We start from the raw sequence: 13,355 nt of genomic DNA on the forward strand, positions 1-13,355 counted from the left end.
GCTCGATCATGCTTCTCGGCATATCCTGGCAAGCAATCATGGCCCAAGAGGATAACCTTATTGGCTTATTGGGTGAAGAAACAGAAAAGGAGCAAGTAGTGAATGCCTTCAAATCTCCTCGAGTTGTCAACAGCCATAGTATTGAAATGCTGGGGGCAGGAGCCCTTGATTTTCGCATATTGCACCGATTCGGTAAAATTAGCGATGGCTTTTACAATCTTTTTGGCCTGGATAATGCCTCCATGCGGATGAGTTTTGATTATGGTATCTCTTCTAATTTAAGCATAGGGATCGGACGGAGTACCAATCGAAAAGAAATGGATGGATTTGCCAAATACCGCTTACTCTCACAAACCAAAGGGAGCAAACCTATACCCATTTCCCTTGTTTTGGTTGGAGGAGCTGCCTACAATGGTTTGCGGGCCCCGTTTAGCAACCCTGAAATTGAGCCTACGTTTAAACGCAGGTTGGCTTACTACACGCAGCTCATCATTGGTCGAAAGTTCAATGAAAAAATTTCCTTACAATTGGCACCAACCTGGCTGCATCGGAATATTGTTGAGCAACAACAAATTGACAATGACTTGATGGCAATCGAGCTCGGCGCTCGTTACAAACTTGTCAAACGAGTCGCATTGATTATCGACTATTCCTATATCCTGAATCCACCGTTTCCCAATTCAGGTCACAATCCACTTTCCATTGGTTTTGATATTGATACTGGCGGGCATGTTTTTCAATTGCACTTCTCCAATGCCGTTGGTATGAATGAAAGAGCATTGTTAACCGAAGCAAATGGAGATTGGCTAAACGGAGACATCCAGTTTGGGTTTAACCTATCGCGGGTTTTTCAATTAAAAGAAAAAAAGAAGGCTGATCAACTAGTGCATTAAATAATTCACGCAATCGGTCTTTATACTAAATTTGAAATCCGGCTGGCCGATGGTCCATCCGGGTTTCTTTTGCATTACGATATTTTAAAGCAGTTTTTGCCCCTTTGTATTAAATTTGTTACTCAAAGCATAGATTGGGGACAGGCGTATGAAAATCATCTATTTTTTTTTACTGTTATTTGCATGTTCAAGCTTTAATACGAAAGCCGCCGACGTCCCTTTGATCCTCAATTTTCCTGCAAAAACCTACCAAGCCTCCAATCAAATTTGGTCCATCACCCAGGATCAACACGGCATCATCTATGCAGGCAACAAAGATGGCTTGTTAGAGTTCGACGGCGCCAACTGGGAGCTGCACCCCTTGCCCAATGGCCAAACCGCCCGAGCCGTGGCAAGCGATCAAACCGGGAAAATCTACTGTGGCAGTTATGGCGAATTTGGCTTTTGGCAACGCAATCAACTTGGCAACTTATACTACACCTCTCTTAGCAAACAATTGCCACGGGAAGACATTCGCAAGGAAGAGTTTTGGCACATCTTGGTTCATCGTGAGGTAGTCTATTTTCAGTCTTTTGGGGTAATGTACCAGTATGCTGGCAAAAAAGTGGAGCGAGTTCCGGCGTATTTTCCTTTTATGTTCATCAAAGAATGTAATGGCCGTTTGTTGATTCCAGCCATCCGAGCGCCGATTTATGAATTGGGGGCAAAGCAAAAAATAAACGAGCTAAAAGGCAGTGATTTTTTTGCCAATCAAACCATTACGGCCCTCATTGCTGATCCGGCTGGTTTGTTGGTAGGTACCAGCAACGGAGGTATGTTCCGGCAAAAAGGAAATATGTTTGTCCCTTGGGAGCATCCTGTAAATCCGGAATTAAAGCGGTATCAATTGAACAAAGCGATTCGGCTGCGCGATGGTCGTTTGGCCTTGGGTACCATTTTGAATGGCGTTTTTATAGTCAAAGGAGCACAAATTCAGTACCACCTCAACCAGAACAATGGTTTACAAAACAATACCATTCTGAGTTTATTTGAGGACAAAAAACAAAACTTGTGGCTGGGCTTGGACAAAGGTTTAGACCTGGTTGCGCTCCACGATCCCATGTTGTACTATACCGATCGAGAGGGGGAGATTGGGGCCATTTATACTGCTGCGATCCACCAAAAGCGACTTTTTATTGGCAGCAATCAGGGCGTTTTTCATCGGAGCTGGCCACTCATCAAAAATGAAAGGTATCAACTGTTACCGGGCTCACAAGGTCAAGTTTGGCAATTGGCCGTGTTTAATGACCAGTTGCTTTGTGGGCACAATGAAGGCACCTTTGTTATTGATGGCAATCAGTTTCGGCGCATTTCCAGCGTGACTGGCGGTTGGTGGTTTGTACAGCCGCCTCAAAAGCCACAATATTTACTCCAAGGCACCTACACCGGTTTGGTCGTTTTCCGGCAAGATGCCGCTGGGCAATGGCAATTCAGTCATCAAGTTGAAGGTCTAAAAGAGCCGCTGCAAAAGCTGGTATTTCAAGCCCCCAATGAATGCTGGGCTGTCAATCCCTACGAAAGCATCTATCACTTGACCCTCGATTCCAGTTACCAAAAAATCACTACGATTGATACGATCAACACCGCAGACGGTTTGCCCGCTAATTCCAATCTGGATGTTTTTGTGCAGGATGAGGAGCTGTGGATTTGGTCCAGAGGGCGGCAGTTTATTTACCAACCCAAGATCAAAAAATGCCTTCCCGCTCCACTTACCGGTGAAACCCAATCCAAGTTCTTCCGCTCCACTGCTGCTGAGGTATTCGAAATTATGCCCCAACAGGTGCGGATCAAAAAAAACAAACAACTCAAAAGCATCATCAATACCACCCTTGCCACCCACTACAACCCCATTGTGGAATTGCAAAAAGGAACTTACCTGTTTTGCATCGACAACGGTTATGCTTTGCTCAATCAGATTGATGCTTTGGAAAAAAATGCCGAATCAACCTTACGCATCAAAAAAATCGAATCCTTAAACCCTAAAAACAAACACAAAATATACCGAAAGGAGGGGGTGATTTATTTTCCAGCAGGCACACATACGCTGCGTTTTGTTTTTTCCCTGGATGAATATACCCGCACGACCCAGTTTCGCTATCGGCTGAAGGAAGAGCAAAAAGAGTGGTCCGGTTGGAGCCGCTTTTCCGAGAGAGAATTCAGCAGTTTGTCTCCGGGCCGTTATACACTGGAAGTACAGCGAGACCTCAATGAACAGACTGCAAGTTGCAGTTTTGTCATTGCGCCACACTGGTACCAAACCTCCTGGATGTACCTTTTGTATTTTTTGGGCTTAGCCGGGTTGTATGCTTTGTTGAATCGGGTACACCACCGGCGGCTTCAAATCCAGCGCCGCAAGTTACTCCTGGAAAAAGAGCGGGAACTCCATCAACAACGCATCCAAAACCGCAACATTCAGCTGCAAAATGATGTGCTCAACAAGTCCAAGGAATTGGCCAGTTCCACTTTTCACCTGATCCGCAAAAATGAAGCATTATTGCAAATCAAGGAAGAACTGATTCGTTTTAAAGCCGAAAGTGGGGATCGCACTGCCGCCAAGCACTACCAAAAAATGCTGCGCCTGGTGGACGAACACCTGGGCAATGAGCAGGATTGGCAGGTTTTTGAAGACAATTTCAACCAAGTCCATGATGAGTTTTTTAAAAAGCTCAAATCCATGTTTCCTTCAATCACCCCGGGAGATTTACGCCTGGCTGCTTATCTGCGCATGAATTTGAGTTCAAAAGAAATTGCCCCGCTCCTGCACCTTTCCATTCGGGGCATTGAAAACAAACGTTACCGGCTTCGACGAAAACTTGAACTGGAAGGGGACGATAACCTGGTGGAGTTTTTAATGAGTTTGTAGTACTGTTTTGGAAGATAAGTGCGTGATTGTCATCTGCTCAACACCTGACAATCACGCATTTTATACTTATGACAATTCTCATAACAAACCATTGATTTTCAATAATAAAAAAATCACCAGCCCGGTGATTTTTCGCAGTGGCGTAGTAATGGTGAGGTTAAAAAATAGCTATTGTAGTATAAATGAGATAAGATTGCACTTACATCTATTTGATCGCAAGTATGAAGCAACGCTACCTACATTTTTTTAGCTTTCTATTCCTCTCTTTACAGGCATGTGTGCCAACTTATAGTCAGGAAGTTTACTTTTTTAGTGACAGCAACAACCCTGGCTATTATGATACTGGATTGGCATTTAAGTCTGGAACCAGTTTTTTGGAACAAACCGGTAGCAGTGGTGACAAGCTCCCCACCGATGGCACTGCTTTTCAGGGCCGCAATAGTTTGCGCCTGCGTTGGAATTCACGCAGCGCTGGTGATTGGTCGGCCATAGTGATCGCCCCAGGTTTCCCCTTTCAAGACATCAGCAATACCGACACCCTCGCTTTTTGGGTTTATGCCCCCAATGGCCTTAACAAGGCGGATTGGCCCAATATTTTTCTGGAAGGTGCCCCTGGTTCCACCAAGTCGCGCAAGTACAACTTAGGCAATTATGCATCTGGTCTGGATGCAAAAACCTGGACCCAGGTCAAAATCCCCCTCAGTGTCTTTTTTAGCGATCCCAATCAAACGGGCATCAATTTTAAACAAATCAAAGCCATCATTTTTGGGCAAAATGCCGCCGATGCTCAGGAGCATACCCTCTTGATTGATGAAGTGCGGACTTATCGGGCTGCTGCTACCTCAAATCTAATTGCACCAGAACTGTTTCGGGCCAAAGGTTACGATAGCCACATCGAATTGCGCTGGAAAAATAGTGGGAACTCAGGCGGCACCGCTTTTCGGGTTTACCGCTCTTTGAATGAAGGGCAAACATTCAGTCTCATCGGGCAAGTGAGCAAATCCGATAGCATTTACCTGGATTTTGTGCGCCCACTTGGACTCAATGTAAAGGTGAGTTATCGCCTCACCAGTGCCAGTGGCAGTGGCCAGGAAAGCCAGCCCAGCGCCGTAGCCAGCGCCAGCAGTGCGCCTATGAGCGACGAGCAGTTGCTGGACATGGTGCAGGAATATACCTTCCGCTATTTCTGGGATTTTGCCCACCCTCAATCGGGCCTTAGCCGCGAACGGAATACCTCTGGAGACATTGTCACCATCGGCGGAACTGGTTTTGGGGTGATGGCGCTGCTGGTTGGGATTGAAAGAGGATTCATTACCAGAGAACAAGGGCGGGATCGTTTGTTAAAAATGCTCAGTTTCCTGGAAAAAGCCGATCGTTTTAAAGGCGCTTTTCCCCATTGGATGAATGGGGTGACTGGTAAAGTTATCCCCTTTAGCCCCCGTGACGATGGTGGTGACTTGGTAGAAACTTCCTTCCTCTTTGAAGGCTTGTTGACGGCACGGGAATATTTTAAGGGAAGTACAGCTGAAGAACAGCAGATTCGCAGCAAAATCACCGGATTGTGGGAAGCCATTGAGTGGGATTGGTACCGCCAATATTTCCAGAACTTTATTTACTGGCACTGGTCTCCCAACCATCAATTCGCCATGAACTTCCCCGTGCGCGGCTGGAATGAAGGCATGATGGTTTACCTATTGGGCATTGCCGCACCTACCCACGGCGTACCCGAAGGTTTGTATGAAAAAGGATGGGCTGGCAACAGCAACTACGTCAATAAGAATCAGTATTACAGTGTTCTATTACCTCTAGGGCCTGCCTTAGGTGGGCCCCTTTTCTTCGCCCATTATTCGTTCATGGGTTTTGACCCACGCAACATCAAGGATAAATACACCAACTATTTCACCCAAAACCGCAATCACACCCTGATCAACCGGGCGTATTGCATCGCCAATCCCAAGAAATTTAAGGGCTATGGCGAAAACTGCTGGGGCTTAACCGCCAGCGACGACCCCATACAAGGTTACCTCGCACACGAACCCAATAGTGGCCCCCAAGACAATGGCACCATCGCCCCAACTGCCGCACTTGGCTCTTTTCCTTATACTCCGGTAGAATCTTTGGGGGCACTCAAACATTTTTACCGCGAATACGGTGCCGAATTATTTGGCCCCATGGGATTTTATGATGCCTTCAACCCTCAACTCAATTGGACTGCGGACAGTTACCTCGCCATCGACCAAGGCCCGATCATCAACATGATCGAGAACCACCGCAGTGGTCTGTTGTGGAAGCACTTCATGGCCAATGCTGAAATCCAGACGGCGCTCAAAAAAATTGGCTTTACCGCCGATGTAACCAAAGTTGAGACGCTCCCTGCTACCGACTTGCAACTCAAAATATACCCAAATCCGGTCAAAAAAAATCTTGATCTTTCCTTTGTTCAACCTTCAAGCGAAACAGTCAAGATTGAGCTGAACGATACAGCAGGCCGGGTAGTACACCGTTTATTAGGACCTACACGACTCAACACCGGACTACAGCGTCAGCAATTTACCTTGCCAGCACTACCCAAAGGAACTTACTTCTTGCAAATCAGTTCACCCACGTATACAAGCACTTATCCACTGGTCATTTCGCAATAGGTTCAACACATGAACCCAAAATTCAACAACATGAAAAAACATCTGCTCTTTTTCACAATGCTTTTGCTACCCTTGCTGGGTATGACTCAAGTAGTACTCGAAGACTTCGAGGGCGCCGCCAAGTTGCCCTGGAACGCCCTCGATGGTCAGTTCTCGGTGGTAGACAACCCCGCTGGAGGCAATACTTTGGGCCTCAACAGCAGCGCTAAGGTTGGTTCTTATACCAAAAAAGCTGGGGCTGGATATAGCCTGCTCCTCGCTGAGTTGGCTACCGCACTGGACCTCAGCACCAACAATCAATTCAAAATTCAGGTCAAAGCTGCCGTAGCTTCGGCGTTCATCCTGAAACTGGAAGGTGCCAACGGTGCCATCGAAGGCAACAAAAACATTGCCGTAAGCGGCGAATGGATTGAGTACAGCTTCGATTTTAGCAAGGCGGCAGCTACACCCAACCTGAAAAAAATCATCCTGTTTTTTGATCCAGGTGTGGATGCCAGTTCTGACACTTACCTGTTTGACAACCTGACGGTAGGGCCAGCTTGTAGTGGAGCAGCACCTAGCGCCTTCATTCTGGACAACTTCGAGTGCGCACGCAACATCTCTTACGGCAGCCCAGGTTTTGCAGACATCAGCTCAGTTGATAATCCTGATAAAACAGGCATCAACACCAGTGACAAGGTGGGCCGTTACAAAGATACCGGCGGTGAATTCCACGCGATGGTGCTGGACTGGGGTGGTGCAATGCCGCTCAAGGATCGGAACGTTGTCCGATTTAAGATGTGGGCCCCCAAAGCGGGCAAAATACTCGTCAAATTTGAAGCTGGTACTTCCCCTCAAAAAGAAATCTTCCTTGACGTCACCGAATTGAACAAATGGGTAGAATACACCGCCAACGCCAGCGACCAGGCAGACGCGAATCACACCAAATTGGCAATTTTCTTCAACGCAGGGGTATTGCCCGGGGCTGACGACGTTTACTACATAGACGACATCTCTTTGGATCCTGCTCCCACTTCTTTTGTTTATGAAGACTTTGAAGGGGGTGCCAAATTGAACTGGAATGCTGCCGATGGATCATTCGTAGTAGTGCCCAATCCTCCTGGTGGCGACACCCTGATGCTCAACGGCAGTACCCAGGTGGGTGCTTATACCAAAAAAGCAGGTGCTGGTTACAGCCTTTTCCTGACTGAATTGGCACAGCCCCTGGATTTGTCCCTTTACAACGTGTTTAAAATTCAGGTAAAAGCAGCCGTAGCCAGCTCTTTCTTGCTCAAATTGGAAGGACCTGGAGTTGCAGAAGAAGAAGTGAAAAACATTGCAGTCAAAGACCAATGGGTAGAATATACCTTCAACTTTAGCAAATCTGCGGGGGTCAAAACCTTTAATAAAATCATCCTGTTCTTTGACCCCGGGGTCGACGCAAGTTCGGACACTTACTTGTTCGACAACCTGATCGCGGTACCCGCGGGTGATTGTGCCGGGGTAGACAAAAATCCAGATGTGTTGGACGATTTTGAGTGTCAGCGTAATGCGGCTTACGGCCAACCTGGCTTTGATGACATCACTGCGGTAGACAACCCAGACAAATTTGGGGCCAACCTGAGCGCCAAAGTAGGTCGTTACAAAGATGTAGGCGGTGAATTCCATGCACTGGTGATCGATTGGGGGGGCAGCATCCCGCTCAAAGACCGCAATCAGTTGAAACTGAAAGTATGGGCACCAGTTGCAGGCAACCTCTTGCTGAAACTGGAAGGAGGTACTTCTGGCGCAGAAGAAAAATCCATTCCCGTAACCCAATTGAACAGGTGGGTAGAATATACTGCCGATTTTAGCAACCAAGAAAATGCCAACCACACCAAAATTGCCATCTTCTTCAATGCTGGAAAATTGCCAGGTGCAAATGACATTTACTACATAGATGACATCAGCCTCGTAGCTCCTGAAAAGAGCAGCGCACTGGAAGATTTTGAAGATGGCTCCTTATTAGGTTGGGAGTCCTTGGGTGCTGAGGCAGTTTTCGGCAAGTACAATGGCGATATTCCCAACCCGGATAAAGTGGGTAACCCTTCCTCTTTCGTTGGTTCTTACACCAAAGGAAGCTCCAAGTTGGGCGGTTTGAAAGCATTGTTGCCCCAAGGTTTCACTCTGGAAGCCTTACCACAAGTTAACTTGCAGGTATGGGCACCAGCTGGTGCAAAGAGCCTGACGCTGCGTTTGGTGTCTGCTTCACAAGGGACTAAGGAAATCAACCGTCCTATTGATGCTACTGGCAAGTGGGTTGATTTGAATTTCAATTTCAGCAACTTCAAAAACGTTACTGATTTTGAACAGGTTGAAGTGGTATTTGACCCAGATTTGACTTCTACCGCTACCTGGTATTACGACAACCTGACGCAAACTGTTTCTACGGTCAACCTTTGTGAAGGCGTAGTAGCCGTGGCAGGTCAAGTTGATGACTTTGAGTGCCAGCGCAATTTTGCCAAAATTTCTCCGACTGGTGATGTCTTAAAAATAGTAAACAATCCTGATCCAAGTGGCATCAACTCTTCGGCTAGTGACAAAGTAGGTGAGTACACCGATCCTCGGGACGAATGGTCTGCCATCGTTTACGAATTCCCACAAGCCATTGACCTTTCTGTATTGAACCAATTGCAAGTCAAAATCTGGTCGCCTAAAGCTGTTCCACTTTTGTTCAAACTCGAAGGGGGTACCGGTCAAGCACCTGAAGTATTCTCGGAAGTAACTGCTGCCAATACGCGCAAGTGGGTACAATACTCCATCGACTTCAGCGCTGCCGCAGGCAAAGGCAATACCAAACTGGTCATTTTCTTCAACGCAGGCCAATTGCCAACTGCGGATGACGTGTACTACATCGATGACGTCGAACTGCGCAGAGCACCTTACACTTCTTGTGTTTCCAACTTCGAAACCGCATTGGACAACCTGGGTGGCTGGCAGTATTTTGCCAACGGCACCCTTGATGGACAAAAGGTAAACATCATCGTGGACAATCCAAAGAAGAGTGGCATCAATACCAGCAACAAGGTAGCCGAATTCATTGAGCGGCCAGGGGGAGAAGTTTTCGCCGGGTATTTCAATGATGCAATTCCTGCACAAATTTCCATGGGGACCAATAAGAAGATCACCATGAAAGTGTTGATGGATCACGAAGCTGATGTAGTCTTCAAGTTGGAGCGCAGCAGCAATGGTGCCCCCAATACTGGTGATACCAAAGTTAAGTACACTACGCCAAACGAATGGCAGGAACTGACCTGGGATTTCACTACGCTGAACATTCCAGACGGAGCTCTGTACTCCACCCTCGCCATGATCATGGATTTCGGTGCCGTACCTACTACCGAAAAACGTTACTATTTCGATGACCTCGCGATTGGTGACAAGTCTTGTTCTGGTACCGTTGGTGTACGTGATCTTGCTTTGAGCAACCTCAAAGTTTATCCTAACCCGGTAAGCGCCGAGTTGATCATCGAAAATGGTAAAGATTTGTACGGCTATGACGTGTTCAACGCTTTGGGACAAAAGGTTTACTCTATTCGTTCCAGTGGTCAAAACTACGTCAACCTGAATACTGCCGAACTCGAACGTGGCATGTACATTCTGGCTGCTTACGATAAGAATGGCTTGATGAAGGCCAAGACGAAGTTTATTAAGCAATAAGTTGAGAAAGGTTGAGGGAGGTTGAGAAGGTTGAAGAAGGTTGAGGCTACCGCGAGCGACGTTGACAATGACGCTTATGGCAGCCTCAACCTTCCTCAACCTTTCTAAACTTTCCTCAACCTCACTCAACCCCAAATAAGACCGACATGCGATCTTTATACACTCTGCTCCTATTGGGTGCGACTGGTTTTTTTTCGCAGCTGCAAGCCCAGGTTACCATTACCGGGAAGGTAACGGATGAAAAAGAAGAGGCGCTGATCGGCGTCAATATTCAGGTTAAAAACACGACCCTTGGCGGGGTCACCGACATTGATGGCAACTACAGCCTGGAAGTTCCCGATGGCCAAGCCATTCTGATTTTCACCTATACTGGTTTTCAAACCCAAGAAATCTCGGTCAAAGGCCGCACGAGTGTTGATGTAATCATGGGTGAAGCCACCCTGATGATCAACGAGGTGGTCGTAGTGGGTTATGGTACCCAGCGCAAAAGTGACCTGACCGGCTCGGTAGGTTCCATCAAATCCAGCGAATTACAAAAAGTAGCGGCTTCCAACGTAACCCAGGCCCTGCAAGGCAAAATTGCCGGGGTCAACGTCACTTCGGCTTCCGGTCGGCCCGGCGAAGGACCCGTCATCCGTATTCGCGGCACCGGAACTTTGAACAACGCCAATCCCATCTACGTGGTCGATGGACTCATCCTCGACAACATCGACTTTCTCAACCCCAGCGACATCGAAAGTATGGAAGTCCTCAAAGATGCTTCCGCTGCCGCTATCTACGGTACCCGTGGCTCCAATGGTGTGGTGCTCATCACGACCAAGAAGGGAGTTCGTGGCCAAAAAGCCCAGTTCAACTTCAGCGCTTACAACGGGATTCAACAGGTAGGCAAAAGACTTGATCTGGCCACTGGATCCGAATACGCCAGTTTGGTGAATGAATTTTACCGCAATGCTGGCGGAGCAGGACCTTACCCCAATCCTGAATCTTTTGGGGCAGGCACCGATTGGCAGGACGTCATCTTCCGTGATGCCTCCATCCAAAATTACAACCTGAGCATTCGAGGTGGCTCCGAAGCCATGACTTACAGCATCAGCGGCGATGCCTTCCTCCAGAACGGGATCATCCGCAGCTCGTATTTCAACCGCTACTCCTTGCGGGTCAACAACGAATACAACCTCATCAAAGGGGTAAAACTGGGGCACAACCTGGCCTTTATCTCCAGTGCCAACAACCGCGAGCCTGGTGGCATCGTGTTCAACGCTTACGCTGCCGACCCCACCGTGGTGGCCATCAACGAAGCGGGTAAATACGGCAGTACCTCCACCAACTCCAACGTGAGTAACCCAGCTGCACAATTGGAGTACAACAGCTATAACCGCGGTTATGGCCAGCAGCTCAACGGCAATGCTTTCATTGAAATTTACCCCATCAAAAACCTGACTGCGCGTAGCAGCTTTGGGTTCAATAGCATCAACAACCGGGGCAAAGGTTACGAGCCCCAGTTTGAAGTGGACGACAGACAACGCAACCCACAAAGTCGCATCAACGCTGAGTTTTCGCGCTTCAACGACCTGCAATGGGAAAACACCCTGAATTACTCGCGCGAAATTGGCATTCACCGCTTTAGCATTCTGGCGGGTTACACCCAACAAGCGCGCAGTGGGGAACGCATCGGCGGCTCTCGTCAACGTTTGATTGGCGACACCGAAGAGTTCTTTTACCTTGATGCAGGCGACGTGGAAACCGCCACCAACTACAACATTGGCAACAACCCCGAGCGCTACCAATCGGTACTATTCCGGGCCAATTACAACCTGAAAGAACGTTACCTTTTTACGGCTACTTTCCGTCGTGATGGCTCTTCTAAGTTTGGTTCCGAGCGCCGTTACGGCAATTTCCCCGCTTTTGCAGTAGCCTGGCGGGTGACTGAAGAGCCGTTTATGAAAGGTCAAAAAATAATCGACAACTTGAAGTTGCGGGCCAGTTGGGGGCGTTTGGGCAATGATAAATTCCCTTCCGACGCCGCCATTCCAACCGTTACCAATAACCTGAGCGCCGTATTTGGGGGTGCAGAAAGCCTGAATTTTGGGGCCTCACTCATCTCCCTGGCCAACCCATTTTTGCAATGGGAAGAAACCAACAGCACCGACCTGGGTGCCGAATTGGGCTTTTTGAACAATCGCCTGACGCTGGAAGTGGAATACTACCAGCGCAATACCAATAAGATTCTGGTTCCTGTGCCCATCCCTGACTACGTCGGTTCGGCCTCTAACCCCTTTGTCAACGCGGCGGATGTGCGCAACTCTGGTTTTGATGTCACCCTGAATTACCGCAGTTCGGTTGGGAAAATCAACTACCGCTTTGGCGCCCTGGCTTCTACCCTGAAAAACGAAGTACTTTCGCTGGGTACCGGAAACGAAGCACTTTTTGCCACCGCGACCCGCACCATTGTAGGCCAGGCGATCGGTTCTTTTTATGGCTATAAAGTAGTTGGCGTGTACCAAAATGCCGAAGAAATTGCCGCAAACCCAGCGCGTGAAGCAGTGGCACCCGGCGACCTGCGTTTTGAAGACACCAATGGCGATGGCATCGTAGATTCACAAGACCGTACCTACCTGGGTAGCCCCATTCCCAAACTGATTTATGGTTTCAATTTTGGGGTTGACGCTTATGGATTTGATTTCTCCGTAGATTTCAATGGGGTGAGTGGCAACAAAATCTACAACAACAAACGATCTGCCCGTGGTTTTGGGATTCCCAACTACGAAGCCTCCTTCCTGGAGCGCTGGACGGGGCCTGGCACTTCCAATTTTGAACCACGCATCACCAATGGTGGTTATAACTATCAGGTATCTGATCGCTTCCTGGAAGATGGTTCTTTTTTCCGTTTGCGCAGTGCCGTTTTGGGTTACAACCTGCCCAAAAGCTTGCTGGAACGCATCAAGTTGAACAGCTTGCGGGTGTACGTAAGTGGGAATAACCTATTTACCCAAACAAAATACTCTGGTTTTACACCCGAAATATCCAGTGAGAACGTATTACAAGTAGGAATCGATGGTGGAGTGTATCCATTGTCGCGTACCTGGTTGGCTGGAATCAATGTTTCTTTTTAAAAGTTGAGAAGGTTGAGGGTGGTTGAGGAAGGTTTAGGCTCCGCAAGCGACTTAGACATGGAAATTGTCAAAATCGCTCGCGGCAGCCTAAACCTCCCTCAACCTTCCTCAACCTCCTCAACCCTTC

Annotated in this window: 5 protein-coding genes; all 5 read left to right on the forward strand. The window is 47.9% G+C overall.

Annotation, left to right across the window (positions count from 1 at the left end; genetic code table 11):
• Nucleotides 1–8: 8 nt before the first annotated feature.
• The gene (locus tag ACEW9O_RS09170; protein ID WP_373549852.1) at nucleotides 9–893 is read left to right on the forward strand and encodes a DUF5777 family beta-barrel protein; all 885 of its coding nucleotides are present in this window, start codon (nucleotides 9–11) and stop codon (nucleotides 891–893) included.
• A gap of 148 nt (nucleotides 894–1,041) precedes the next feature.
• On the forward strand, nucleotides 1,042–3,795 hold the full coding sequence (locus ACEW9O_RS09175; protein WP_373549853.1) for a two-component regulator propeller domain-containing protein: 2,754 nt from the start codon (nucleotides 1,042–1,044) through the stop codon (nucleotides 3,793–3,795).
• A gap of 221 nt (nucleotides 3,796–4,016) precedes the next feature.
• On the forward strand, nucleotides 4,017–6,437 hold the full coding sequence (locus tag ACEW9O_RS09180; RefSeq protein ID WP_373549854.1) for a glucoamylase family protein: 2,421 nt from the start codon (nucleotides 4,017–4,019) through the stop codon (nucleotides 6,435–6,437).
• 30 nt (nucleotides 6,438–6,467) lie between these two features.
• Nucleotides 6,468–10,115, forward strand: a complete 3,648-nt coding sequence (locus ACEW9O_RS09185; protein ID WP_373549855.1) for a T9SS type A sorting domain-containing protein — start codon at nucleotides 6,468–6,470, stop codon at nucleotides 10,113–10,115.
• Nucleotides 10,116–10,261: 146 nt separating this feature from the next.
• Nucleotides 10,262–13,228 (forward strand): SusC/RagA family TonB-linked outer membrane protein, encoded by a 2,967-nt coding sequence (locus ACEW9O_RS09190; protein WP_373549856.1) that lies wholly within the window; start codon nucleotides 10,262–10,264, stop codon nucleotides 13,226–13,228.
• The last annotated feature ends 127 nt before the right edge of the window (nucleotides 13,229–13,355 follow it).

The organism is Haliscomenobacter sp., from assembly GCF_041740695.1.
Taxonomy (GTDB): domain Bacteria; phylum Bacteroidota; class Bacteroidia; order Chitinophagales; family Saprospiraceae; genus Haliscomenobacter.

Excerpts from the sequence above, each read along its gene's own strand:
- ACEW9O_RS09175 (WP_373549853.1), top strand. The coding sequence starts at position 1,042 with ATGAAAATCATCTATTTTTTTTTACTGTTATTTGCATGTTCAAGCTTT.
- ACEW9O_RS09170 (WP_373549852.1), top strand. The coding sequence starts at position 9 with ATGCTTCTCGGCATATCCTGGCAAGCAATCATGGCCCAAGAGGATAAC.
- ACEW9O_RS09185 (WP_373549855.1), top strand. The coding sequence starts at position 6,468 with ATGAAAAAACATCTGCTCTTTTTCACAATGCTTTTGCTACCCTTGCTG.
- ACEW9O_RS09180 (WP_373549854.1), top strand. The coding sequence starts at position 4,017 with ATGAAGCAACGCTACCTACATTTTTTTAGCTTTCTATTCCTCTCTTTA.
- ACEW9O_RS09190 (WP_373549856.1), top strand. The coding sequence starts at position 10,262 with ATGCGATCTTTATACACTCTGCTCCTATTGGGTGCGACTGGTTTTTTT.